We start from the raw sequence: 26,146 nt of genomic DNA, 5'->3' as shown, positions 1-26,146 counted from the left end.
CCCGGTCACCGTCTCGTCGTCCGATTCGTCAGCCCCGGTCACCGTCTCGTCGTCGAGTTCTTCGGACGGAGCCGTCTCGACGGACGAACCGTCGGACATCTCCATCGACTCGGCGTCTCCCTCATCCGAGGCGTCGGGAGCCTCCGCGTCGTCTTCCGTCGGGGTCCCCTCGTCCTCGATGACCGTATCGAAGAGGTCGTCGTCGGCCAGCGCATCGTCGGCCGCCTCGGTCTCCATCTCCTCGATGGCGTCCCCGGAATCGTCGGTGTCGAACTCCTCGTCCGACGCCTCCCCTGGATTGTCCTCGATCGATTCCGCTTCCTCGCTTCCCTCGGCCCATTCGGCGTCACCGGACTCGTACTCGTCTTTGAGTTCCGCGAAGGACTTGCCACTCTCGCCGCCGGAATCGTCCTCGTCATCGCCGTCATCCATCTCGAAGTCGTCGTCGAATCCACCCTCGTCGAGGTCCTCGTCGACATCGTCGAAGTCCTCGTCAAACTCGTCGTCGAACGCGACCCCGTCGTTTCCGTCACCGGCTTCCTCACCCAACACGTCGCCGACGTCGGTGTCGGCCTCGATCTCCTCGTCGTCCTCGACGAGGTCCTCATCGAAGAACCCCTCCGCGTCAGCGTTGGCGATGTCTTCTTCGAGTTCCTCATCAGTATCATCGCCACCGTCGTCGAACAGGCCAAAGGACTGATCGCCGGGACCCCCCAGGCCGCCGGCGTCGATGTCGTCAGCGAAGGGATTGACACCCCGAGTCACCATCTCGTAGATATCCAGTAGTTTCCGGACGTTTTCCTCGACGTCGTCGACCGTCTCGGAAATCTGTTCGTTCTCGTTGCGAACCGTGTTGACCGTCGAGGAGAGACTGCCGACCTCGGTCTCGAGTTCGTCCAGACGGTGTTCGAGTTCGTCGGTGTCCGCACCGGCGTCCATGTCGCCGAACTCGTCGTCACCGAACTCGCCGAACTCGTCGTCGTCGTCATCCAGTCCACCGAGGTCACCGAACTCGTCGCCCCCCTCTTCGGGCATCAATCCGTCATCGCTCGCGTCGTCCACTTCCTCCTCGTCCTCGGAGAGGATCGAATCGAAGACGGACTTGATACTCATCCCGACAAATCCGACCGCCAGCAAGGCGACGACCGCCGGCTCTGGCGGGATCGACCCCACCGGGCCGAGGAACCAACCACTGGCGTCCAGAAGGGGGACTCCCGCCACCGCCTCCACGTACGTGCCGACCCAGAGGGGGGAGAGACTGCTCATCAATACCTAGATCCCGTCATACACTCTTCAATGTACCGTTTAGAGTATCATACGTGATAACTGACTCTTCTATTCCGAATTGACCCGAAGAAATTAGCGTCTGACGACGGTTCGCTTCCGTCGAGAGACGGGGAGAGAACCGCCAAGATATCGATTCTCGAAACGGAAGACGCACGTCAGACGATGGGGGCGGGACACGTCACGGGACGGAACAGTCAGTCACAGACGCTTTTCCTCGCGGTTAGCGCTCTTGACGATCAGGTCGCCCGTCTCTCCCTCCAGGCGGAGCGAGCGGCCGTGGTCACCGCCGACGTCGGCCTCGACGATGGGGATGTCGAGAGCGTCGAGGGTCTCCCGGACGACGGTCAGGTTGCGGGCACCGATGCCGGAGCCGTTCTTCGAGAAGTCGAGCATGTCGCTGCCGCCGGCGATCTTTGCGATCATGTTCGAGCTGTCCGCACCCTCGTCTTCGAGAGCGCTGACGAGCGTCTCGACGCCCGTGTCGGCGAACTTCGCGGGATTTCCACCGTCGACATCCTCGGCGGTCGGCAACATCACATGGACGAGCCCCGACGCACCGACAGCCCGATCGTAGATCGCAACGCCGATACACGAGCCGAGTCCGCTCGTCGTGAGGACGGCACCGTTCGTCGAGACATCGTACTCGGCGATGCCGACCTTGATCCGTTCGGTCGGCTCGGACTCGGCCGCCTTGGATCCATCGTAGACCTTCATTGGAAGATCTCGTCGGGGTCAGCGTCGGTCTCTTCGGCCCGTTCGATCATCAGTGCGTCGAGGGCCTCCCGGAGTTCCTGTTCGTTGGGGAGTGCGTGGATCTCAGCCTCGAACTCGACGTCGTCGGTCCGCATTCGAGAGTCGACGATGAAGGCGTGTTCCTGGTGTCGACCAACCTGTGCCGCGAGGGGATCGAGGATCGCCTGGCCCATATCGTGGATCAGTCGCGGGGGTGTGTGATCGACCGACGTCCGGAGGACGTTCGCCCAGCCGTCGACGAATCCGCTGGTCATGATATTACCCAGTTCCTCGATGGCCGCAGTGTGCTGGTCGGTCAGGTCGTCGCCATCCATCTCGACCGGCATCATCGCCTCGGCGACGTTCTTCGCCGACATCTCGTCGAACAACACCAGCAGGAAGCCACTCGGGATCCCCGTGAACTCGACGACAGTCCCGACGTAGCGGGAGTTTTCGATCTGTTTCGGCACGTCCTCGATACGGGCGAAGCTGATCTGTGACACCTCGGCCTCGGTGTCGATACCCGTCATCATCGAGACGTTCTCGGCTGCCTTCTGGGTCCCCCGCTCGGTCATCTGATTGAACACCTCGAGCTTGTCGATGGGGATGGCGTCACTCTCCGTGTCCGCGTGGGTCGTCATCAGACTGGTGAGTGAGTCATAATCCGGAAGCATGTAGATGTAGAACTCGACCGACTCCTCGATGTACTCGATCTGGCTCTTGAAAACGAACAGCTGGTCGGTTCTCCCGTCCGCACCTGCCTCGCCCTTCGAAGCAGGAATAACATCTCTGCCGACGCCTTCGATGTAGGTCGGCGGGGAGTGATCGATCGTGGTCTCGAGGTAGTCGGCCCACCCGTCGATGAACCCGCTCATCATGATATTGCCGATCTCCTTGACGCCGCTCTGGGCCATGTTGGCCGCCGAGTCGCCCGGAAGAAGCGCGTCAGTCAACGTCTCGCTGCAGGGTCGATCCAACACCAGCGCCGTCCGACCGGACAGTTCACCCTCGAAATCGAACTGAACGCCGACGTACTCTCCGTCGTCCAATTCCTCACCCACGTCGGCTCGGTCGACGAGCGTGATCTTGGTCACGTCGACGGCCGCGTCGATGCCGGTCATCTGAGCCATCGACGCCGTCGCTTGCTGGGCGCCCTCGTGGGCGAGTTGATTGAACGTCCCAAGCGACTGGATGTCGACTTTCATTTCAGGAGGGAACGACGTCCTCGATGGCCTCCATCACGCTCGGTTTCTGGAACGGCTTGGTGATGTAGCCGTCAGCCCCGGCCTTGACGGCTTCTTTCATCTTTTCCTCCTGACCGACACTGGTGCACATGATGACATTAGCCTCGGGATTCGAGGATTTGATCTCGTCAGTGGCCTCGATCCCGTCCCTGATGGGCATGACGATGTCCATCATGACGAGGTCGGGTTCCTTGTCTTTGTAGGCCTCAACGGCCTCGACGCCGTTCTCGACCTCGCCGATGATCTGGTGATCCTCCTCTAAGATCTCGCGAAGCAGGTTCCGCATGAATTCCGAGTCGTCCGCGATCAATACTTCTGGCATGTCTTGTACCTGTGGGGTTGGCGAATTCACCCAATAAATGCTTCCGTGAGATTATCGCGTTTGATAGCGTTCTCGGCAGGCTCCGAGACGACGCGTCATCGAACCGATCACAGTTCGAAACCGTCGTCGTCGACGCGTTCCAGCAGGTCCGCGATCGAGTCCTCGGGGCCGAGACCGTGTGCCTTGACGAGACTCGAAAGTCGTTCGGTCGGGTAGCTGATCGGGACGTTCGATTCGGTCAGCAGGATACCCAAAATCTCCTCGACGGGCGTCTCGCTGTCGATGTGCTGGGCGTACCACAGGATCAGGCTCTCGAAGATCGTCACCACGTCGTTGGACATCATCCGGCGCTGGGACACCCGGCCGTCGAACGTCGCAGTCACGTGAAAACCGTATCGAGAATTGGCCTCCCGGAAGTCCTCTCGAAGCCAGTCCTCGACGTCGGCCTCGGTCAACTCCTCGGGACGCGTCGGTCCCGGACCGTTCGCCTGCTGGAGCGAGGTATCGGATTCGTCAGGATCTGTCCGTTCAGGTGGTGACTCCGATTCCGTCGAACTCTCGCTCTCCGTCCCACTGGGCGACGACGAACGCGAGTCGACAGTGTCGATCCCGTCGACGTTACCGATCGGATCGTTGGGGGAGACGACGTAGCGGCCGTCCTCGATCTCGGCGACGTGCTCGTCGTCGGAGATGTCGAGCTCCTCGGGAGCTAAGACGCGTCCGTCGTCTTCTTCGTCATCTCCCGTCACCATGTGTGTCAATGAGCCGCGAACGGATATAATTCCGTCGGTGGGACTATCGCTGTCCGGTGAAAGCAACGGAGAAAGATAGGAGCAGGCCGCTTATAGTTGGACCGTGTCCTTGTTCGACAGCGAGTCCGGCACGACCAGCGTCACCGTCGTCGTCCCACCGGAGCGAGTGTTGATCTGGAGTTCGGCGGATTCCCCGGAACCCAGATTATTGAGCGTAGCTCCGCCAGTGTTACCGGAGAGGGCGAGCGTGACTGTGGCCCGGTCAACAGGATCGTTTAGCGTATTACTACCGTTGATCGACCCGTCGTTGTCTCTGACAGTATCCCAGGTGAACACGGGGAAGTCCGTACTGGTGCCTGCAAGTTCCGAAACGACCTGGCTACTGCCCGTGGACGCAACCCACTGCATGGTCGTATCGTTGAGATTGACGTCCGCCGAACCTGGGGCAAGCTTCACTGTCATCTCGACGGATTGGATTTCTTCACCATTGGAGGTCACATTACCGATCGTGTTCACTTCCACTAATCGATTGGTGACCTGCTCGGCCGCCTGTTGTCCACTCTGTTCGGCACTACTCTGTAAGAACCCGGCCGTGTTGATCAGCACGCCCGCCGCGATCGCCGCGACCAGCACCATCGCGATGAACACGATGAGTGTGCCGATCCCGACCTGGGCCCGTTCGTTCGGTCCGTCCGTGCGTTTGCGTTCGAACATTTGTATCTCCGCCTGGGTACCGGTTCCCAGACTCTACCTGAGAAGTTCTCGTACACCTACTTAAGAATGGCTCCAAAATTATCAAAGGTGAAATCGACCGGTTCAATGGATGAATTGTAGATACTATATTCGAAAACATCAGACAGCACTTCTCGAATTCCCGGCGAATTTAGGAGGCCAGCCGAAACAGGGTCGCCGGTCAGGCCTCGTAAGTGACCAGACTGTACATCACGAAGAGATACCCGAAGGTCGTCAACCCGCTGTTGACAAGCAACAACCCGCGGGTCCCGTCGAAGCCGGTAATGAACGCACTGATCATCGTCGCCGCGGCACCCGCCACTGCGAGGGCAAAGCCCACGGACAGGTGAAGCATCGCACGACGGGAGGTCTGAACGTACGCCCGCATCGCCATGCCAACCATTGTCAACCCTGCGACGACGAAGACGAGGGTCAAAACCGCATAGAGGAGTTCGATTACTGGCACTGCCTCAACGTTCCCGAGGATAGGTCTTAAATCATTCCTCGAAAATATCTCGCGTGATAATCGGACTGGCGGAGTCGGACCCGGTCGATGATCGGGGCGAGAAATACAGGTGGGGCAAGGACAACGGTTCAACAGGAATACGGCAGAGACAACGGTTCAGCAGGAAGAGACACACCAGACACAGGTCGCGGATCGCTCGGTCGAGAGTATCTTCTGCGCGCGTGCGCTAGGGTTCGGAAAGCGTCCGCCAGGCCTCGTCGAGACGGTTTGTGACCTCCGAACGTTCCTGAACGTCGATCAACAACGATTCGTCGAAGTCGACCTCGATCGCGTCGACGTTGCGCCGGTAGACCTTGATGCGTCGGCGGTCGTCCGAGAGGACGTTGTCGTGGAGTTCGAGCAGATCGTGATCAGTGAGTTCGTCGATCCGTCGGTAACAAGTCGCGATCGGGATGTCGAGTTGGTCACTCAACTCCTGGGCCGATTTCGGTTCGTCGGTCGCGTCGAGGATCTCGGCGCTGTACTTGTTCCCGAGCGTCCGGAGTAAATCGACCGATGCCATTGTTATCAGATACTATAGCGCGTCGAAGTAAAACTATCGACGATGAAAGCGACACGTAACTACCCGGAACCGTAACGAACGGAACGGACGCGAAAGACGGTCTTCCGTTCGTTCAGGGCCGTTCTCAACACCAAGAACGACAGGATAGGACTATCAGAGCGGAGATTCGGAATCGTTCATCATCGAAAAGGCGCTGGCGTTGTTGTGGACCTCGATACCGCCGTGGGAGATTTCCATCGGGTAGATGTCCGTCTCGATGTCCTGCTTTCGCATCTTCGCCACCCAGACGTAGCGGTTGACCCCAGACTCGGTGGGTGTCTGGATCAGATAGATGTTCCCGTCGGTGAGGAAGTTCTCGAGGCCGATATCCGTGTCAGGGAACACCGACGCCTGTTCGTTGGTCAGGAGACTGGTCAGCCCGTTCTGTTTGAGGATGTCGGTGAACTTCAACAGGTAGGTGCGTCGTTCAGCCTCGTCGTCGAAGAACAGCTCGAACATCGCCAGAGAGTCCAGTACCAGCCGGTCGTATTCCCCCTGATCGAGGTCCTCAAGCAGTACGTCCAGCGTCTCCGAGAAATCGTTCTGCTGTAGCAATCGCCGCTTGTCGTAGACTTTGATATCTCCCGCCTCCTCGAACTCCGCCCAGCGTTCGAAACCGATCGATTCTGCTGCCGCGCGGAGGTCTTCCTTGTTCTCCTCGAAGGACAGGAAGATACCCCGTTCGTCGAACTGTTCGACACCGTTGTAGATGAATTGTAACCCCAGAATGCTCTTTCCGGCACCGGGTGTCCCGATGACGAGTGTCGTCGAGTTGCTGACGATCCCGCCGTTGAGAATCGAATCGAGCCCGTCGATACCGGTCTTGGTGAGTTCGATCATTATGGATGTCCTCGCCGCGAGTTACGGTACGGTGGGGCGGCATCGGTGAAAAAGCCTTCCGGATCAATTCGGACGAGAAACATATACACAGCGGACAGTTGACGAATACGACAGCAAACGGGAGACGAAACCATCCCGGACGGACGGAAACACCCTCAGCGATCCGCGAAAACGTGGTCCTCGTCCCGCGAGAGTTACTCGGCGTGGACGGCCGCCGGATCGACCCAGATGACGAAGCCCTCGTCGCGTTTGATGACGCCCCTGATGGAACTGGCGTCCGTTCCCGCGGGTGAAGAGTCGACGTTCTCCGGGTTGACCCCCCGGACCTGGCGGACCTCGTCGACGAGCCAGCCGGCGGCCTCCTGGTCGGCGGCGATATCGGGGTCGAAGACGACGATCCGTCGTGCCTCGCCGTCGTCGCCGATATCGAAGACCACCTTCGGATCGACGATGGCGGTCGTCCGTCCCCGCAAATCCATCACCCCTTTGACGTGTCGCGGCGAGTTCGGGACGGTCGTCAGTTCCCCGACGTCGACGATTTCGGTCACGTAGTCGATACTCACGCAGTAGGTCTCCTCCCCAAGGTCGAACTCCAGGACTTGTCCGGTTGAATCTGACATCTGTGATCTCCTCCCGGCGGCGACCCGGGCCGGACCCGTCGAGCGGGTCGCGTCGCCGGACGGCGTTACGTCTCACTTCCGTCAAAACCCCCATAAGTGTGTCCTCCGGGTTATCAACGTTGATTACGACGGCGGAGTCTTTATCTGGTCTGTTGGGCAAGGTTCTGAGAGAGTGCGAGGGGCGTGATCGGACGCGGTCGATCGCCGGCGCGCGTGTGGTCACATTTAACCCTGGAGCAGTCGAGCGAGACAACAGCAACCATGTCGAGACGGACACCGACGCGGGCCGTCGTCGCGGACGACAGCCACTTCATGCGGAGTGTGATCTCCGACATCTTAGAGGAGGGCGGAATCGAGGTCGTCGCCAAGGCGAAACACGGCCGGGAAGCGGTCGAACTAGTCGACGAACACGACCCAGACGTCGTGACGATGGACGTCGAGATGCCGGAGATGAACGGCATCGAGGCCGTCGAGCAGATCATGGCGATGTCGCCGACGCCGATCCTGATGCTTTCGGCCCATACCGACGAAAACGCTGACGTCACCTTCGAGGCCCTGGAGAAGGGCGCCGTGGACTTCTTCACGAAACCGGGTGGCGAGGTGTCGATGGAGATGTCCCGGCTGAAGGACCAGCTCGTCGAGATGGTTCACTCGGTCGCCGAGGTCGATCCGACGGCGCAGTCGGACGAACCCGCCGGTTCGTCGGCTGCCGAGGGCGACGAAGTACTTTCACGGCCGGCCGCCGAACAGTACGTCGAGAACCCGACGCTGGTGATCGGGTCCTCGACCGGCGGACCCACGGTCGTCGAACGGCTCCTCTCGGAGTTGCCGGTCGAAGCCGATCTTCGGATTCTCGTCGTCCAGCACATGCCCGACGAGTTCACCGAGCGCTTCGCTGATCGACTGGACGGGCGAAGCGAGTACACCGTCCGGGAAGCAGGTGACGGCGACCGGATCGGCGGCGGCGAGGCGCTGGTAGCGGCCGGCGGTCACCACATGGTCGTCTCGAACTACCGTCGCGGCCGACTGCGCGTCTCGCTGACGGAAGACCCGCCCGTCAACAGCGTCCGGCCCGCAGTCGACGTGACGATGGAAAGTGCGGCCGAGGTGATCACGGACCCCCTCGTCGGCGTCATCCTGACGGGGATGGGCGAAGACGGGGCCGAGGGGATTCGGGCGATCAAACGGGCCGGCGGACGGACACTCGTCCAGGACGAGGCGTCCTCGGCGGTCTATGGCATGCCCAAGCGGGCGATCGAGACCGGCAAGGTGGATTCGGTCTGCTCGTTGGACTCGATCGCGAGCGGGATCCTGGATGCGGTCAAACCGGAGGTATACTAACTGAACATGGAGGACCAATATCTCGACGCGTTCATCCGTGAGAGCGAGGAAGCGATCACGGAACTGAACAACTCGTTGCTCGAACTCGAATCGGACCCCGACGACCAGGAAGCGATGGACTCGATCTTCCGGACGGCCCATACGCTGAAGGGGAACTTCGGCGCGATGGGTTTCGAGGAAGCGAGCGACCTGGCCCATGCCATCGAGGACTTACTGGACGAGATGCGCCAGGGGGAAATGGAAGTCACCCCGGAGATCATGGACCTGGTCTTCGCCGGGGTAGACGATATCGAAGCCATCGTCAACGAGATTGAGGAGCACGGCGAATCGACGATAGAGACTGCGACGATGGTCGAAGACATCCGGACAGTCATCGAAGAAGGTGCCGAGGCAGCCGGATCAGAAAGCGAGGCCAGTGGTGACCGGTCCGAGGACGAATCGGTATCCGACGACGAGGACAGTACGACGACCACCGGCGGCGACACGGGTGACGGCGACACGGTCGACGTCGAGACCGTCCTCGAAGACACGGATGTCCCGGAACCCGACGAGGGAGCAGTCTACCACGTGGGCGTCGACGTTGGTGATGGGAACATGCAGGGTGTCGACGCGATGCTCGCCGTCGAGGCGCTCGTCGAAGAGTTGGACGTGCTGGCGACCCATCCGGACAGGGACGCCATCGAGGACGGGGACTTCGAGGAGACGTTCTCGGCGTTCGTCGCCGCTGACGACAGGGAAGACGTTCGATCGGCACTCGGTGGGATCGGTACCATCGAGACATCGACGGTGACCGAAGCGACGGCAGCCGTCGCAGCAGCAGACAGTAAACCGAGCGAGGACGACGGGGCAGGGAGTTCCTCGTCGGGTGATGGTGCCGACTCCTCGGTCGACGAGATCAAGTCCGTCCGGGTGGACGTCGGGCAACTCGACGACTTACACGGGTTAGTCGAGCAGTTAGTCACCAGCCGGATCAAGCTCCGGCGGGCGGTCGAAGACAAGAGTCTCGACTCGGCCAACGAGACGCTGAACGAACTCGACAAGATCACCGCCAGTCTCCAGAACACGGTCATGGACATGCGACTGATCCCGTTGCGCAAGGTAGTCGGGAAGTTCCCCCGGCTGGTTCGGGACCTCTCACGGGACCTCGGCAAAGAAGTCGAGTTCACCATCGAGGGAGAGGACATCGAACTCGACCGGACGATCCTCACCGAGATCTCCGATCCGCTGATGCACATTCTCCGGAACGCGGTCGATCACGGGATCGAGGCACCCACGGAGCGCGAACGAAAGGGCAAGCCCCGCGAGGGACAAATCGAGTTACGTGCGCGCCGCGAGCGTGACCACGTCGTCATCGCAGTCGAGGACGACGGCGCCGGTCTGGACGTCGACGCGATCCGCGAACAGGCCCTCGAAAGCGGGATCCGCTCGGCGGACGAACTCGAACGGATGGACGACTCGGCGATCTACGATCTGACGTTCCACCCAGGGTTCTCGACGGCCGAGGAGGTCACCGACACCAGCGGCCGTGGGGTCGGCATGGACGTCGTCCACGAGACGGTCACGCAACTAGACGGGTCAGTCAACGTCGAGTCCACCCCCGGCGAGGGGACGACCGTCTCGCTGCGCCTACCGGTGACGATGGCTATCGTGAAGGTGCTGTTCGTCCAGGTCGGTGACGAGCAGTACGGCATCCCGATCAAGAACGTCGACGAGATCACGGCCGCGACCGAGTCCCGAACGATCAACGGCAACGAGGTCATCAAGCACAACGACGAGATCTACCCCATCATCGATCTCGCGGAGAGCTTCGACGTCCCCGGCGAGACGGCCAACGGCGACGGGATGCTCGTCCGCGTCCGCGAGTCCGAACGGAAGGTCGCCCTCCACTGCGACGAGGTCAACAGCCAGGAGGAGGTCGTCGTCAAGCCCCTCGAGGGCATCCTCTCTGGAACGCCCGGCCTCTCGGGGACGGCCGTCCTCGGCGACGGGAATATCGTCCACATCCTGGACGTCGTGACGCTGTGACGGTGACGACCAGTCTCGCCGGTCGTCGCGAAGACGGCTCCGACCGGTGCAATCATTAGCGCCGAGTTCTCATCATCGGACAACGTGACCCATCGATGAGTCGCCGGTCAGGATCCCAGCGGGGCTTTGACTCCCTGCTCGAGTACCTCGAGACGGAGCTATCATTCGAATCCGACTTCTACAACGACGCCTACATGGACCGGCGAATCACCGCCCGGATGCGCCGGACCGACACCGAGAACTACCGTACCTACCTGCGACTGCTCGAAGGTGACGCCGACGAGCAGGAAGCACTGCTCGATTCCCTGTCGATCAACGTCACCGGGTTCTTCCGCAATCCGGATGCCTGGGAAGGACTCCGACCGATCCTCCGAAGGCTGACCGCCCAGAACCGCGAGGTAAACGCCTGGAGCGCGCCCTGTGCCGACGGCCGCGAGCCGTACTCCCTGGCGATGCTCGCCCGGGACGACCCGGAGATACGGGACGAACGCCTCGATATCCTGGCGACAGACATCAACCCGGACATCCTCAAGAAAGCCCGCGCGGGCGTCTACGAAGCCTCCCAGACCAGCGACATCGAGGCGGAACTGGAACCGCTGGCCAACAGCGACCGGTACATCGACCGCGAAGGCGACACGTTCACCGTCCGGGACTCGATCGGGGAGATGGTCACTTTCGAGCAACACGACCTCATCGGCGGCGATCCCAAGAGCGGGTTCGACTTGCTGCTTTGCCGGAACTTCCTCATCTATATCGACGCCGCCTACAAGGAGCCAATCTTCGAGACGATCCGTGGCTCCCTCCGGTCCGGCGGGTATCTCATGATCGGTATGACCGAGACGATCCCGGCAGGCGCGCGTTCGGCCTTCGAGGCGAGCGACAAACAGTACCGGATCTACGAACGGGTGTGACATGTCACTGTTCGAACTACAGCGCGAGGGTGACGTCCAGGAACTCATCAGGGTCCTCCGGGAGAGCGACAACGACGACGTGCGACAGCGGGCGGCGTCGATCCTCGGAGAGTTCGAAGACCACCAGGACCGACGGGACATCGTCAGTGCCCTCGTTCGGGCCGCCCGGGAGGACGACGCCGGGGCGGTGACCGCGGCGGCCGTCGACTCCCTGGACGACCTCGGTGGCGATGCGATCGAGTCACTCATCGAGGACATGGCCGGCGTCGACTTCGATGCCGAGGGGGCCGACTGGGTGCGCGCGAAGGCGTTCGTCAACGCCCTGGAGGCCGACGTCCCCGAATTGCGGATGGCTGCCGCAAACGGACTGGGTCAGTTCGGCGACAGCGACGCGATCGAGCCGCTAGTGGCCCGCTTCGGTGACGACGATCCCCGCGTCCGGGCGCGAGCGGCACGATCCTGTGGATCGATCGGCGACCCGCGGGCCGTGAGTCAGCTGGAAGGGTTGCTCACGGATCCGACTGTTGTCGTGCGCCGGGAGGCCGCCCAAGCGCTCGGACAGATCGGCAACCGGCAGGCGCTTTCGGCGTTGCTGGATATGTACGACGACCCGTCAGAACGGGTACGCCGGATCGCAGTCGGCGCGTTCGGCAACTTCGAGAACGCCGCGCCGGTCGACGCACTCGTCGAAGCGCTTGCCGACGAGTCGGCGACCGTTCGGCGGACGGCAGTGTACTCACTGATCGAGTTGCTGGCGAACGTGCCGACGGAGAAGAGCCACGAGATCAGGGAAACGATTGTCGACCGGTTGAGCGAGACCGACGACGAGAGCGTCGTCGTGCCGCTGGTCGAGATTATCGAGGAGGGGACACAGGCCGCCCAGCGGCGTAACACGGCGTGGTTGCTCGGGCGTGTCGTCACCGACGCCGACGAACGGGTGATCGACGCGCTCGTCGAAGCACTCGCCGACGACGATCAGATGACCGCCCAGTTCGCCGCGACGAGTCTGGCACAACTCGAAGACGACCGCGTCGAGGACAGACTCCTGGAAGTTGTGACTGACGCTGATCGACCGACGAACGCCCGGACGCAAGCGATCTTTACGCTCGGGAAGGTCGGCGGCGAACGCTCACGGGAGACCCTGGACGCACTCTTAGACGAGACCGACGACGAGGAGATCCGCAAGCGAGCGTTCTCGGCGATCTCGAAACTCGGCGGCCGTCTGTGAGATCGGCCCCGACGCGGAGATTTTTGTCCGTCGGACCCCGACGGGAAGACGTGAACGAGTACGAACGCAAACAACTCCTCGAACGGGTCGAGCGCGAGGGCGCAACGGTGGGGGCAGAAATCCCGGACGCCATCGAGATCGACGGGGAGTCGCTCGATCTACGTACGTTCGTCTTCGAGACCAGGCGGCGGGAAGCCGTTCCGGCCGAGGAGCGCGACCGCGTCGAGTCCGTCAAAACGAAACTTCGGCGCGAGCGCACTCGACGGGTCGAGCGGCTCGAATCCGCCTCGCTCAGCTACGAGGAGGGCGAGGCACTGGCCGAGTCGATCGTGGGGATAGACCGGGCGCTTCACGCCCTGGAGAACCTCGAACCCGCCGATGTCGAGGCCGAACGGGAGGCCGCGACGACTGCCGATCGCAGACGCTGGATGCGGTTCCTCCGGAAGGCACTCGGTCAGGACGGGGACGCGGGTGACCGACGCGCCCGGGGTGGGCCATGACAAGCAACGCCGAGGTCGCCGACCGCCTCGAAGAGTTCGCCGACCTCCTGGAGGCCAAAGACGTCGAGTACAAGCCCCGGGCCTACCGGCGAGCTGCCGAGAACGTCGCCGAATACCCCCAGGACGTGGCCGAACTCGCCGAGGAGGGGGTCGAGGCAGTCCAGGGGATCGACCGCGTGGGCGAGGCGATCGCGTCGAAGATCGTCGAATACGTCGAGACCGGCAAGATAGAAGAACTCGAGGAGTTGCGCGAGGAGTTACCGGTCGAGATGGGCGCGTTGACGAGCGTCGAAGGGGTCGGCCCGAAGACCGTCGGGACGCTCTATGAGGCACTCGGAATCGAGACGCTCGACGATCTGGAGGTGGCAGCGCGGGCGGGCGAGATCCGGGAAGTCTCGGGGTTCGGCGCGAAGACCGAGGAGAACATCCGTTCGGGGATCGACTTCGCCAGGCAGGCACACGAGCGCCAATTGCTGGGTGACGCCCGTCCCCGCGGTGAGCAGGTGGTGACCTACCTGAACGTCTCCGACGCCGTCAGGCGGTGTGAACTCGCCGGGTCGCTCCGACGCTGGAAGGCGACGATCGGCGACGTCGACGTCCTGGTGGGGAGCGAGGACCCCGAGGCCGTCATCGAGTCGTTCACTGATTGGGGGTACGCCGACCGAGTCATCGAAGCCGGCGATCAAAAGGCCAGCATCCGCTCGGACGACGTCCGGATCGATCTCCGGGTCGTCGACCCAGGGGAGTTCGGCGCCGCGTTGCAGTACTTCACCGGCAGCAAGGATCACAACGTCACTCTGCGTAACCGGGCCATCGAGCGCGATCTGAAGATGAACGAGTACGGGGTCTTCGACGTGCGTGATGTCGAGGACGACGACCAGCGAGCCGGCGAACACGTCGCCGGCGAGACCGAGAAGTCGATGTACGCAGCCCTGGACTTGCCGCCGATTCCGCCCGAACTACGCGAGGACCGCGGCGAGATCGCGGCCGCTGCCGCGGGCGAACTGCCGGATCTCGTCGAGACCCAAGAGGTCCGTGGAGACCTGCACGTCCACACGGAGTGGTCAGACGGGAACGAAACGATCGAGGGGATGGTCGAGGGAGCGGCCGAGCGGGGCTACGAGTACGTCGCCATCACCGACCACGCGACCGGTTCGGGGATGGTCGGCGGCGTCGGCCTCGAAGACGACGAGTTGCGCGAACAACTCGACGAAGTCCAGGCTGTGGACGAACGACGGAACGACATCGCGGTTCTGGCGGGCGTCGAAGCGAACGTCGGCACCGACGGATCGATCTCGGTCGCCGAGGATCTCCTCGCCGAACTCGACCTCGTCGTCGCGTCACCGCACGCGAGCCTCGACGGCGACGGGACCGACCGCCTGATCGCCGCCGTCGAACATCCACACGTGGACGTAATCGGCCACCCCACTGGACGATACCTCAACCGACGTCCCGGTCTAGACCTCGACATCCCGGAACTGGCGACGGCGGCCGCCGAACACGACACCGCCCTGGAAGTCAGCGCAAACCCGCAACGTCTGGATCTCGGGGGAAACGAAGTCAAACAGGCTATCGACGCCGGCGCGACGATCGCTATCGACACCGACGCTCACCACCCGTCGAGCTACGACTTCAGCCGGTTCGGCGTCCACACCGCCCGAAGAGGGTGGGCCAAAGCCGGGGACGTACTCAACGCCCAACCACTCTCGAAGTTACGTGAGTTCCTGGCGGATGGTTCCCCAACGTGAGGATACCTCACAACGCGTTCGAACTGTATACATGTATGACCTCATAGTATTATAGAATATTGTTACTGTCGGCATTTCAATATCGGTCTGTCTGTGAACACTACACAGACATGTGCTCCCGGGGACCAACGATCAGTCGGACGCTCTGATCACCGCTTTTGAGTGTTAAATCGAGTCGTTCGGGTGTCGATCGGTAGCTACGAGATCGAATCAGGAGCTCACAGCCGAATACAGTAGCAAACTCAGCAGCTAAGTAGCAAAGTTAGCTTGCCGAACAATATCCGAACGGAATCGACGATAAGACAGTCATATACGTCTAAAACGTACGAAACAAGAAATCACTGTCACGATCGCCCGAGCGGTCGGTCGCCTCCCCCGACATCCCGGGGAAGACCGATAGAGAAATAGTCAGATATCCGTCTTTTTCTGATAGTGGTAAACAAGATTATCAATAAAGGGCGCACATCACGTTTTCCGGGCAATCGAATTACCACTCGACATCCAACTTCCTGACCACGTATTTTCTGACGAGGTCGGCGCCGCCATAGAAAGACAGCCAGATCGTGAGGGCGAACGTCACCACCGCGACAGCGGTTTCAAGGAGCGTGGTGACCACGCCCCACCTGCCAAACAAGAGGTGAACGAGCCCAGAGAGCAAAACCATGACGAAGAACAGCGGCGCGAAGTAGACGACGATCCGGACGAGGGGTTGTTCGCGAGCCCAGCGTTCCCAGTTACGGACGACGACGGGATACAGGACCGCCGAGGAAAGGACGAACGCCACGACCGTCAACAGGAGGTCATCACCGGCGTCGGCAACAGAGATCATCGACCCGGCGGTAAAGGAAGTGAGGATACCGAGGCTGACCGTCCAGATTACCACCGTGAGTCGGTTCGGCGTTTCGTTCATCGGGAAGAAATTGGAACAGGCATCTCAAAACATTGGTGTTCGGTCGACGACTCTCGATGACGTGGCGACTCCAATGAGTCGAACTGTCGATCGAGCCGAGAACGTGCGTCGAAATAGAAAGAACCGTTAGGTCGCCTGGCCTTCGGCGAACTCCTCGGCGAAGAGGACGTAGATGAACAGAGTCGGCAGCGCGGCAAGGAAGGCACCGGCCATCCGCAGCGGGAAGTTGACCCCGCTCAGGTCGGCACCGAGTCCTGACAGGATGAGCGTGATCGTCGCGGCCTTGTCCGAGGAACTGCCGATCAGCGTCAGCGAGAAGAGGAACTCGTTCCAGATCTGGGTGAACTGGTAGATCAGCACGACGCCGATCATCGGCTTCGAGAGCGGCAGGACGATCCGAGTGTAGATCTTGGTGATGCTCGCACCGTCGACCTTCGCCGCCTCGACGAGTTCCTGGGAAATGCCCTTGTAGTACGATCGGAACAGCAGGAAACAGATCGGGATCCCGTAGGCGACGTGGGTGAGCGTCAGCTCGGCCAGCGTCCCCCACCGCTCGCTCGGGGGCACGATCGTGACACCCTCGATGATCAGTCCTTTCGTGAGCGGCATGACGTTGGTCCAGAAGTCACTCAGCGGGACCAGAATCGCCTGATACGGGAGGAAGATCCCGAAGACGAACAGCAACACGACGGGCATCTGGCGACGCCAATCGACCAGCGTCAGGCCGTAGGCGGCCATGCTCCCCAGCAAAACGTCGAGCAACGTCGACGGGATCGCCATCGCGAAACTGTTGATGAACCCACGGCTCAACATGTCGAACGCTCGCCCCCAGTTCTCGAGGGTGAAATTCGACGGTGTGGGCGGCAAGAACGGCGTCGTCGCCGCACCACTGGATTTCAGCGACGTGACCAGCCCCGTCCAGATGGGCGAGAGGAAGAAGGCCGTAAAGAACAGGACTACGAAGTAGACCCCGATCCGACGGTAGCTCATGTCCGGCAGTATGCGCGCGACACCGTCTCGTTCCGACGTGGTTGCTTGACTCATTTTAGAGTGCCCTCGCTCTGTACTGGTAGTAGAGGTACGGTGCGACCACGACCAGCGCCATCGTGAGGAGGATAGTCGCGATCGCGGCGGCGTACGCCCAGTTCTGGAGATTGAACGCCTGTCGAACCATCAGCGTGGCGAGAACGTCAGTCCCCTTGGGCGGACGATACGTACCGAACATCGCATAGAGGAATGTGAAGATCTTCAGCGCGAAGATCATCAACACGACCGCCGCGCTCACCGACGCGGACTTCAACTGGGGGATGATGATCCGCCAGTACGTCTTGATGATGCTCGCGCCGTCGACCCTCGCCGCCTCGAACTGATCGGTGGGGATCGACTGCAGGCCGGCGAGGAACACGACCATGCAGTACCCACTGAACTGCCAGATCAACGCGAAGATAACCGCTCCGAGGACCAACTGTGGATCCCCGATCCAGTTGTACGGCCCGAGACCGAACAGGCCGACGATCGTGTTGACGAGTCCGTTGTCGTAATTGTACATCCACAGCCAGAACTGGGCCGTCACGACGAACGACAGCGCCATCGGGAGCAGATAGATCGTCTGGACCGTGTTCTTCTGACGGAGGTCCCGATCGAGGAGAATGGCCAGAAACAGTCCCAATACCAGTGAGACCGTCGTGAAAGCCAACAACAGGACGAACGTGTTCTTGCCGGTCGAGAACACGGCCGGATCCCCCAGCGCCCGGGCGTACATTTCGAAGTCGAGATGGCCGTAATCCGGCGGTTGCAAGAATCCCTCGTAATCGGTCAGTGAGATAAGGAAGTTCCAGATGATCCCGCCGTAGACGGCGAGCCCCATGATCGCCAGCGGAATCGCCCAGTACGGCGAAGATCGGACGAAGTCACTCTTCCAGAACTGGCGCAAGCGCTCACGTCTGTCGGATCCGGTTGCATGCCCAGCGGTAACACCGGATCTAGCTGCCGTATCCTGTGAACCTGCCATAATTGGGAATATTGGATGACTATAGCGCAGCAGTTCTTACTGGGAGACGGCGTCCATTAGCCCGGTTGCCGTCGCCTCGGCGTCGTACGGTCCACTGAAGTTGCTCCCGACCGCCGACTTGCAGGCGTTCAGCGCATTGGGCGAAACAGCCAGCCCGTGAGCGATCGTCGGCGGGAACTGGTCGTAGTTCGCCAGGTGTTTGGCGTTCATCTCGAGGAACGGCGTCAGACGACTGGTATCGATGTCGGTCCGAAGCGGGATCGCGCCCTTGCGGTTGCCGAACTCGACTTGCGCGTCTTTCGTTCCGAGGAACTTCGCCCAGGTCTTCTGTTTGACCGGCGTCGACGTGTCACGGGAGAAGGTGAACGCGTCGATGTGGAGCATGTACATCTCCTCGGTACCGGGATAGGCCATCCAATCCCAGTCCTCTTGGTAGGAGACACCGCTGTCCTCGGCACGGTACATGCCGTAGGCCCAGTTACCCTGCTGAATCGTCGCGGCGTTGCCGTCCATCATCTTCTGGTTGGCTGTCGTGAAGCTGATGGTCGAGGCGTCGTTATTGATGTAATTTTCCAGCATCTCCTGGGTGGTTTCCAGCGCCTCGACGAGGAGCGCCTTGTCACCGTCGCCCTCGATGTAGCTCATGTACGCGTCGTAGCCGTGCATGCCCAGGAAGTTCTGGAAGATGAGCTGAAGGGTCGTCCACGGTCCCGACATCGCGTGGGCCATCGGGACTGCGTCAGTCTCGTTCGAGATCGTTTCGAATGCGTCAAGCAGCCCACTCGGACTGCTGACCGAAGCCGGATCGACGCCAGCGTCTTCGAAGACGTGAACGTTGTAGAACAGGTTGTTCATCCGGTGGGAGACCAGCGGCATCGACCGGTACTCACCGTTGAGCCGGCACTGTTCCGCGGCCATCGGGTTCATCGTCTCCGTGTAGTTGTTCTCCTCCCAGACGTCGGTGATGTTGGCCAGGAGGCCGCCGTACTGGGTGATGTTCTCGCCGGGCCAGGCCTGCCAGGACGCCGGTGGGTTCCGGTTGGCTAACCGACGGGCGACGACGGAGTCAAGGTTGACGTTCCCCGTTCCACCGATGGGCCGGAAGTTCGTCGCCAGATCCGGGTACTCCTCTTTGAACATCGACGTCAGCTTCTCGACCGCCGCCGCGCCGTCCCCGCCGGTCCAGGCATGCAACACTTCCAGTGCAGTGTCGTTCGGCGTCGGCCCCGTCTCCGTCGTCTCAGCAGACATACCGTCACCACCGTCACCACCGGAACCTCCATCACTGGGAGTATCGGCTGGCGCCTCGGTCGTGTCGCCGCTCCCACAGCCTGCGAGGCCGACCGTCGCGAGCCCCGCGGCCGTTCCGATCACTGTTCGACGCGAAACCGTATCGCTGCCAGTACCGTTATCTGCTGTCATACACTTTGGTGTTCAACATACTCATACATAATGATTGTGTTCGATTTTTATGGAGGACTAACCGCAGAGAAGACTACCCGACCACGAGAACCGACACAAAGGGGCGATCGTTGAATTCAGGCCGCCTCTGCGCCCTGGAGCGGGCGGTCGCCTTCGACGTCCCCGAGATCACGATTGTGCAGGGATTCGCCGGTCTCACCGTCGAAGATGTGGATCGCATTCTCCGGAATCCCGACCCCGATTGACGCCGCCTCAGCGACGTTGCGCATGCCACTGATCGTCGCGGTCAGTTCGGCGTCGGCCCGATCCTGACCCTCGAAGGCCACGTGGACAGTGTTCTCGTTCCCCATCGGCTCGACCACGTCGACGACACCCGGGAACTCGTGCTCGCCACTCGGCGTGTCCATGATTTCGACGTCTTCCGGGCGGATCCCCAGAACGAGGTCCGTCCGCCCTTCCAGATTCGCGCGCGTCTCCTCGCTGAGCGGGTATTCGAAGTGCTCGCCGACGAGCCGACCGTTCTCGAGCGTCACGGGGAGGAAGTTCATCGAGGGTTCGCCGATGAATCCGGCCACGAACTGGTTGTTGGGACGGTGATAACACTCCAGGGGCGTCCCGATCTGCTGGAGTTGCCCGTCGTTGAGGACGGCGATCCGGTCGGACATCGTCATGGCTTCGGTCTGGTCGTGGGTCACGTAGATCGTCGTCGTATCCAGATCCTCCTGGAGGTGCTGGAGTTCGGTCCGCATCTCCGAGCGGAGTTTCGCGTCCAGGTTCGCCAGCGGTTCGTCCAGCAGGAACGCGTCCGGTTCGCGGACGATCGCCCGTCCGAGCGCGACGCGCTGTTGTTGGCCCCCGGAGAGTTCGTCCGGCTTGCGATCGAGGAGGTTGTCGATGCCGAGCATCGTCGCCGCGTCCTCGACGCGCGTGTGGATCTCCTCCTCGGAGAGTTCAGTCGCCTCCTCGAGTCCGAAGGACATGTTGCCCCGAACCGTCATGTGCGGATACAGCGCGTACGACTGGAACACCATCGCCACGTTCCGTTCCTGGGGCGAGCGATGGGTGATCGATTCGCCATCCACGCTGATTGTCCCACTCGTCGGCTTCTCGAGGCCTGCGACCATCCGGAGGGTCGTCGACTTGCCGCATCCCGACGGACCGACCAGTACCAGAAACTCGCCGTCCCTGATGTCGATGTTCACGTCGTCAACGGCGACGATCTCCCCGCTCTCATCCTCGAAGATTTTGGTCACTTCGTCGAGCGTCACGTTCGCCATGAACGTTTGTGCGGTATTCTGATATAAATAAGTTTCCTTGGAGACCGGAGCAGTTCCGAATTGGAGGGCCCGAAAGGAGAGACAGGTCGACCACCGACGAACGGACGACAGGAAAATTGAGACCCGGAAGACCTGCAGACAGCGAGAACGAACGGCCACGGACCGGATCAGTCGGCAGCGAGTTCGGGGTCGAGATAGAGTTCGGTGTCGCTGTCGGTGTCGAACTCGTCGAGAGCGTCCCGTAGCGGTCGCGCGTAGCGGGTCAGGTCGCGAGCGCGTTCCGAGACCTCCGTGAGTTCGGCGGCCTGCTCCTCGGCGGCTCCGGCCACGATGCCCGATTCGGCGAGAGTTTCCTCGCTGAGTTCGGCGACCTCCCCGACCCTGGTGGCGATCTCTCCGAGGCGGTCGATCGGTTCCTGGACCTCCTGGTCGGCGTACTCCTCGGCCCACTTGTCGAAGGTGTCCGCGAGGTCGTCGATCTCCCGGGAAACCTCCTGGAGGCGCTCTTTCTGCTCGTCGGCGTCGTCGGCGATCCGCTGAACGGAGTCGGCGACGTGCCCGCTGGCGACCCGGACGCTATCCGAGCTTGCCTGGAGTACCTCGCCGGTGTCCTCGACCCGGACAGCGAAGCGTTTCAGTTGGTCGGTGGTCGTCTCCAGTTCTCCGATCATCTCGTTGAAGTCCGCGGCAATCCGGTCCATAGCGTCGTTCTCGCCGTCCGGCTCTAGTCGCCGGGTAAGGTCGCCCTCGGCACACTGGCGCATGGTTTCGGAGTACTCTTCGGCCTTTTCCTGGAGGTAGCGGTTCATCTCCATGGCCTCCGCCCGGGACACCTCGGCCTCCTTTCGGGCGTGTTCGGCCTCCATGATCTGCTGTTTCAGGGAGGATCGCATGTTCTCGAAGCCGTCGTATAGTTCCCCGATAGCGTCGATGCGGGTGGTTGTGACCGTTGTCTCGAGGTCCCCCTCACGCATCTGCCGGGCCCACTCCCGCAGACGGTTGACGTCGCGGGTGGTGTTGTACCCGATGACCGCGCCGAGGGCAACAACGAGCAGGACGCCGGCGAGCGTCGCCAGTCTGCCCCAGCGGGAGACGGCCCACACGAACCCGAAGACGTTCGAACGTGGCTCGTGGATGACGACGGTCCAGTTCAGCGGGACGTTCGTGACGCGGATCGGAGCGTACCCTACCGAGTACGGCTCGCCGAGAACGGAGTCCTGGGGCGCCATCTCGGGAATGACACCCGCCTGCCGGTCCGTATCCAGCAAGTCGGGTGCGAGACGGACGGGGCGCATCGCATCGCTGTCGCCGTACTGGCCGAGGATCTCGCTGTCGTCCCTGGCAACCTGAACGATCCCGGCATCGTTGACGACCTGGGTGAACCGCGCCTCGCTATCGGTATCCAGCGACGTGGCGAGATCCTCGACGGCGTACTCCATCACGAGGTAACGATCGGGATGACCCGCTACCGGACTGATGAACGCCACGACCGGGGTGGCGCTGACCCGGTGGACGTCAGTGACGTGGACGTCCATCACGTTCAGGGAGTCGATCGGGCTCGATTGGATCCAGTCACGGGAGGTCTCAGAGAGGTTCATATCGAAGGAGATCTGTGGACTGGCGACGACCCGGTGGGCAGGTCCGGACTTGTTCACGAGGTAGATCGCATGGGCCCCGTAGACGTTGCCGGCAGTCGTGGCCAGTTCCTGGCGGATCTGGAAGCGCGAGCCGGGTCGAGTGACACTGAACGCCCGGTTCTTCGAGGCGAGTTTGACCGAGATCGAGTTCCGTTCGATCCACGTCTCGATCGAATTGGCCTGCTGGGACGCCAGGTTCCGATACTCCTCCTCGACGTTGCTCTCGACCTGCTCGGAGATGGCACCCGTCGCCGTCGCCCCGATAACCCCGATCGTCAACCCCATGATCGCCAGGATGAGTGCGAACTTCAGCGTGAACCGCCGCCGAACGAAGTTCGGCACGACGCGGGTAAACCACCGCCCGCGTTCCGCCCCGCCTGTCGTGTCCGGGCCATGCGGATCGTTCATCGTTTTCCCTTACTACTACGATGGAGTACGTGCCTGTATATGTTTCTCCACAGCACACAGGTCTCCGGCCCCCGACAGAACGGAAACGTACGGGGACACGATCCGCGATCGCTGCTCCTGACGGCTGTCGTCGCCGAGGACGTGAGTCCCGATCCCTGGCCGGCTCGATGACCGACGTAGCCCTCATGGCATGACTTCGGACGAGGACAGTGTCATCCCGGCCCCGAATTCTTAATTATCGTCCAAACGTTTTCTGTGAGTGAACAGCGTAGCACGGCCATCGGACACCACCCAACTCCGAAAGCGATGGACAACGACGCACCGCCGGGGAACTGATCACTCAGAGGACAAAACACGACACGGGCCTGAGAACTCCGTTCACCACCAGTGAACGTAGGCCAGTTCCGAGACGGGAACTGAACTCCGGGAGTGGATATTTCGAATGGAGTCCCGGGAACGCAAGGCTACACCGGCGTACTGGACTATCGCTGATCGTCATCCCGCGCCGATGTTCGGCTGAGTCGGTTCCCCGGCGGCCACGACAACCGGAACCGAGACGGCGTTCACAATCCGGACCGAGTTCGTACCGGCCAGGCCGTAGTAGTCGTATCGGCCGGGCCGTGATCGACGATTAGCACGAGTTCGAGATCAGGACCCCATCGTTCACTCCTGGAAAACGCCGACCGCGGTCGAGATCGGCGCCCGCCGATCGATATGGTTCGGGCGTTCGCTATCAGTGAACTGATGTCGAGCGGAATTTACAAACATGTGTTTGTATAGAAGGGGAGAACGAGCTCAACGGAGGACGCTGGCGTCGATCCGCTCGTGCCGGTCGGAAACCGCTCGGGCGTCCTCGGGGAGCAACGCGACGAGCAGGATGTCCGCGTACTCTGCGAAGTGTTCGACCAGGCTCCCAATCCGTTCGGAGTCCATCGCTTCCAGCGAATCCAGCAACAGGAACGGGACGTCTTCGTGGACTTCGTGACTCAGATATCCCGCGAGTGCGAACACGAGTCCGATCAGTTCCCGCTCGCTCTCGCTGAGGTTGTCGACGGTCTCCTCGTAGCTAGTCCCGGTTGTTCCTTCCCGGACGACGTGGAGTTCGAGCGTGCTATCGGCGTCGGGACCGGGTTCGTCTGTCAGGCGTTCGATCCAAACGCGCGCGATGTTCTCGTATGCGAGGACGTCAAGCAGGTCGTCCATCTCTCGGTTGAACGTCTCGACGGCCCGACGCTCGAGTCGCTCGATCCGTGCGCGCTCCCGGGCGATCCGCTCGCGCAGATCATCGCGTTCGGCCGCGAGATCCTCGACAGCGGGCAGCGATTCGATCTCCTCTATGTCCTCGCGGAGGTCGTCCAACCGCTGCTGTAACTGACCCCGTTCGTACTGACAGTCGCTCACTTCCTCATACATCTCGAGGAGTTCGTCGTCGCGCAATTGCTGGGTTTCGGCGACCTCGGTCTCCAGGTCGGCGATACGCTCTGTCAGTTCCGTTTCGCGGGATTGTAACGTCGAGAGGTGCTCGTGTTTTTCCTCGAGGCGGTTCCGGAGCGTCTCGCGTTCCTGGCTGACGCGCTCGCGTTCGGCCAGAGCCCCTTCGATCGCCTCGCGGCGCTCCTCGAGTTCGGTCACGCGCTGCTCGACATCAGTCCGTTCGGCCCGCTTCTCGTCGACGACTTCCCGGAGTGCGTCCAGGCGCTCGTCGACCTCGCGCCGGGTGACACGGCTCCCGCAGGTCCAGCAGACGAGTTCCCGCTCGTCTTCGGGTGCGAGTTCAGTCACTGGCCCGGATTCGGCCGGTTCGATGCCGGGCAACTCCAGGGACCCCTCCAGGAGATCCCGGTTGAACTCCACGATGGTGTGCAGGGCATTTGTCGTCTCATCGAGTTGGCGGCGCCGTTCTCGGGCAACAGCAAGTTCCTCCTTGACGTCCTCGAGTTCCTCGTCGGTGTACTCGGTGTCCGCATCTCCCTCGAGTTCGTCGATCTCGGACTCCAGGGAGCCGATCTCGGCCTCGATCACCTCGATCTCGCTCTCGACGCGGGTGTGTTCCCCACGGGCATCCTCCAGTTCCTCGACGAGGGTGTCGGCTTCTGCCGCCGTCGGCTGGTCGGATTCGTAGGCAGTGATCTCCTCGCGAAGGGACTCGATGCGTTCGTCGACGGACGCGAGTTCGGACTCCAGGGAGCGGCGGCGATCCTCCAGCGCCGGGAGCCGCTCCTTGCGCTCGCGGACTTCTTCGATCCGATCCGCGAGCCGTTCTGATTCGGCGCGGAGGGAATCGATACGCCGTTCGATCCCGTCGGTATCGACCGGACGCATGATGATGTCTCTGAGATCATCGCCCCGTTCGACGGCCCGCCGGGCCGGGTTGTCCTCGAGCAAGGCGACGAAGGTGTCCACCAGTGACGCGTCCTCGACGTATGGTTCGCCCCCCACGCGGACGCTGTCTTCCGTCCGCCGAAAGGTCCGCGTGTAGCGCTGGTCGCCCATCTGCAGTACAACCGACCCCTCCCCGGCGTCGCTCTTGAGGGAGCCACTCGACCCCCCGAGCGAACCGGCGACGGCCGAAAGAAACGATGTGCGGTTCGTCGCGTTCCGACCGCGGAACACGGTGACGCCCGGCGTGATCGAGACGTCAGCCCGGTCGATTCCGCCGACATCCTCGACAGTGACCCTCACAGGTCCAGCGTCGACCGACTGGTCGCTCGCGTCGGTAGCCATCCTGTGAGGTGATCGCACAGACAACCACAAAAAAGTATGCATCCAGTATCCCGGAAGTCCCGAGTCGATAAGGTCATGTACTGCCACGTGGTACCAAACAACGACAGATGGGCCGACGGAGAACGGGATGTGAGGTGAGTACGCATGGCTGATGGCGACCGGTGTTCGTGCAAGGTGGGCCGCGTCGCCACACAGTACGACCTGGTGAACCTCGACGAGGAACTGCGTCGTCGATACGGGGCCGAGGCGAGCTTGCGGGACCTAGAGACGTTCGTCAACGAAGGCGTACTCCGAGCGGCGATCGAACGGGTGGGTGGGGACGTCGCGACGCTCGCCAGTAGCGATCGGGGCGTCGAAGCGCTCTACGAAGTACTACAGGAAGACGAAGGGACGTCCCCTGCGGAGCGC

At 61.8% G+C, this 26,146-nt stretch carries 24 protein-coding genes; 7 read left to right on the top strand and 17 right to left on the bottom strand.

Translation table 11 applies throughout. The annotated features are described in order from the left end of the window. The 10 genes from E3374_RS03525 to E3374_RS03480 all read right to left on the bottom strand — a co-directional run. A partial coding sequence (locus tag E3374_RS03525) for a flagella accessory protein C (protein ID WP_136687875.1) occupies positions 1 to 1,266 on the bottom strand: 1,266 nt, incomplete at its 3' end. Between the two features lie 219 nt (positions 1,267 to 1,485). Continuing rightward, entirely contained in the window at positions 1,486 to 2,001 is a 516-nt protein-coding gene (locus E3374_RS03520; RefSeq protein ID WP_136687649.1) for a chemotaxis protein CheD, read from the bottom strand. Next, entirely contained in the window at positions 1,998 to 3,224 is a 1,227-nt protein-coding gene (locus tag E3374_RS03515; protein WP_136687648.1) for a chemotaxis protein CheC, read from the bottom strand. The genes E3374_RS03520 and E3374_RS03515 overlap by 4 nt, the downstream gene beginning before the upstream one ends. Position 3,225: 1 nt before the next feature. Further along, positions 3,226 to 3,585, bottom strand: a complete 360-nt coding sequence (gene cheY / locus E3374_RS03510) for a chemotaxis protein CheY (RefSeq protein ID WP_136687647.1) — start codon at positions 3,583 to 3,585, stop codon at positions 3,226 to 3,228. Positions 3,586 to 3,692: 107 nt separating this feature from the next. Beyond that, positions 3,693 to 4,337, bottom strand: coding sequence for a DUF7500 family protein (locus E3374_RS03505; RefSeq protein ID WP_136687646.1), 645 nt, complete (start codon positions 4,335 to 4,337; stop codon positions 3,693 to 3,695). Between the two features lie 90 nt (positions 4,338 to 4,427). Continuing rightward, entirely contained in the window at positions 4,428 to 5,051 is a 624-nt protein-coding gene (locus E3374_RS03500) for an archaellin/type IV pilin N-terminal domain-containing protein (protein WP_136687645.1), read from the bottom strand. 199 nt (positions 5,052 to 5,250) lie between these two features. Further along, on the bottom strand, positions 5,251 to 5,535 hold the full coding sequence (locus E3374_RS03495; RefSeq protein WP_248299381.1) for a DUF7521 family protein: 285 nt from the start codon (positions 5,533 to 5,535) through the stop codon (positions 5,251 to 5,253). 226 nt (positions 5,536 to 5,761) lie between these two features. Further along, on the bottom strand, positions 5,762 to 6,097 hold the full coding sequence (locus tag E3374_RS03490) for a winged helix-turn-helix domain-containing protein (protein ID WP_136687644.1): 336 nt from the start codon (positions 6,095 to 6,097) through the stop codon (positions 5,762 to 5,764). A 153-nt stretch (positions 6,098 to 6,250) separates the two neighbouring features. Next, entirely contained in the window at positions 6,251 to 6,976 is a 726-nt protein-coding gene (locus E3374_RS03485) for an RAD55 family ATPase (protein WP_136687643.1), read from the bottom strand. Between the two features lie 194 nt (positions 6,977 to 7,170). Next, complete coding sequence (locus E3374_RS03480; RefSeq protein ID WP_136687642.1) at positions 7,171 to 7,596, bottom strand: chemotaxis protein CheW; 426 nt, start codon at positions 7,594 to 7,596, stop codon at positions 7,171 to 7,173. Positions 7,597 to 7,857: 261 nt separating this feature from the next. On the opposite strand from E3374_RS03480, the gene E3374_RS03475 reads away from it, so the two are divergent. From E3374_RS03475 to polX, 6 genes are all read left to right on the top strand, one after another. Beyond that, positions 7,858 to 8,937, top strand: a complete 1,080-nt coding sequence (locus tag E3374_RS03475) for a protein-glutamate methylesterase/protein-glutamine glutaminase (protein ID WP_136687641.1) — start codon at positions 7,858 to 7,860, stop codon at positions 8,935 to 8,937. Between the two features lie 6 nt (positions 8,938 to 8,943). Beyond that, positions 8,944 to 10,962: a chemotaxis protein CheA gene (cheA, locus tag E3374_RS03470; protein ID WP_136687640.1), complete on the top strand. Its 2,019-nt coding sequence runs from the start codon at positions 8,944 to 8,946 to the stop codon at positions 10,960 to 10,962. Positions 10,963 to 11,057: 95 nt separating this feature from the next. After that, positions 11,058 to 11,873, top strand: coding sequence for a CheR family methyltransferase (locus E3374_RS03465; RefSeq protein WP_136687639.1), 816 nt, complete (start codon positions 11,058 to 11,060; stop codon positions 11,871 to 11,873). A gap of 1 nt (position 11,874) precedes the next feature. Then, positions 11,875 to 13,101, top strand: a complete 1,227-nt coding sequence (locus tag E3374_RS03460; RefSeq protein WP_136687638.1) for a HEAT repeat domain-containing protein — start codon at positions 11,875 to 11,877, stop codon at positions 13,099 to 13,101. Positions 13,102 to 13,151: 50 nt separating this feature from the next. Next, entirely contained in the window at positions 13,152 to 13,601 is a 450-nt protein-coding gene (locus tag E3374_RS03455; RefSeq protein WP_136687637.1) for a DUF5788 family protein, read from the top strand. Further along, a complete protein-coding gene (polX, locus tag E3374_RS03450; protein WP_136687636.1) occupies positions 13,598 to 15,349 on the top strand; it encodes a DNA polymerase/3'-5' exonuclease PolX in 1,752 nt (583 codons plus the stop codon). The genes E3374_RS03455 and polX overlap by 4 nt, the downstream gene beginning before the upstream one ends. A gap of 487 nt (positions 15,350 to 15,836) precedes the next feature. On the opposite strand, the gene E3374_RS03445 is transcribed toward polX, so the two are convergent. The 7 genes from E3374_RS03445 to E3374_RS03415 form a co-directional block, all read right to left on the bottom strand. Next, a complete protein-coding gene (locus E3374_RS03445; protein WP_136687635.1) occupies positions 15,837 to 16,259 on the bottom strand; it encodes a hypothetical protein in 423 nt (140 codons plus the stop codon). 126 nt (positions 16,260 to 16,385) lie between these two features. Then, positions 16,386 to 17,303: a carbohydrate ABC transporter permease gene (locus E3374_RS03440; protein ID WP_136687634.1), complete on the bottom strand. Its 918-nt coding sequence runs from the start codon at positions 17,301 to 17,303 to the stop codon at positions 16,386 to 16,388. A gap of 1 nt (position 17,304) precedes the next feature. Beyond that, positions 17,305 to 18,270 carry a carbohydrate ABC transporter permease gene (locus E3374_RS03435; RefSeq protein ID WP_136687633.1) on the bottom strand — a complete coding sequence of 322 codons (966 nt, stop codon included), beginning with the start codon at positions 18,268 to 18,270 and terminating at the stop codon, positions 17,305 to 17,307. 36 nt (positions 18,271 to 18,306) lie between these two features. Beyond that, positions 18,307 to 19,692, bottom strand: a complete 1,386-nt coding sequence (locus E3374_RS03430) for an ABC transporter substrate-binding protein (RefSeq protein ID WP_136687632.1) — start codon at positions 19,690 to 19,692, stop codon at positions 18,307 to 18,309. Positions 19,693 to 19,808: 116 nt separating this feature from the next. Beyond that, a complete protein-coding gene (locus E3374_RS03425; protein ID WP_136687631.1) occupies positions 19,809 to 20,969 on the bottom strand; it encodes an ABC transporter ATP-binding protein in 1,161 nt (386 codons plus the stop codon). Between the two features lie 167 nt (positions 20,970 to 21,136). Beyond that, on the bottom strand, positions 21,137 to 23,014 hold the full coding sequence (locus E3374_RS03420; RefSeq protein ID WP_136687630.1) for a methyl-accepting chemotaxis protein: 1,878 nt from the start codon (positions 23,012 to 23,014) through the stop codon (positions 21,137 to 21,139). A 795-nt stretch (positions 23,015 to 23,809) separates the two neighbouring features. Further along, positions 23,810 to 25,738, bottom strand: coding sequence for an archaea-specific SMC-related protein (locus tag E3374_RS03415; RefSeq protein WP_136687629.1), 1,929 nt, complete (start codon positions 25,736 to 25,738; stop codon positions 23,810 to 23,812). 144 nt (positions 25,739 to 25,882) lie between these two features. Between E3374_RS03415 and rdfA the strand changes: the two genes are divergently transcribed. After that, positions 25,883 to 26,146: rod-determining factor RdfA (gene rdfA / locus E3374_RS03410; RefSeq protein WP_345890577.1), on the top strand; the 264-nt coding region annotated here is incomplete at its 3' end.

Origin of the sequence: Halorhabdus amylolytica, from assembly GCF_004944975.1 — an archaeon.
GTDB lineage: Archaea > Halobacteriota > Halobacteria > Halobacteriales > Haloarculaceae > Halorhabdus > Halorhabdus amylolytica.
Note: the sequence above shows the minus strand (reverse complement) of the source record. Positions and strands in the feature narration are given on the sequence as shown.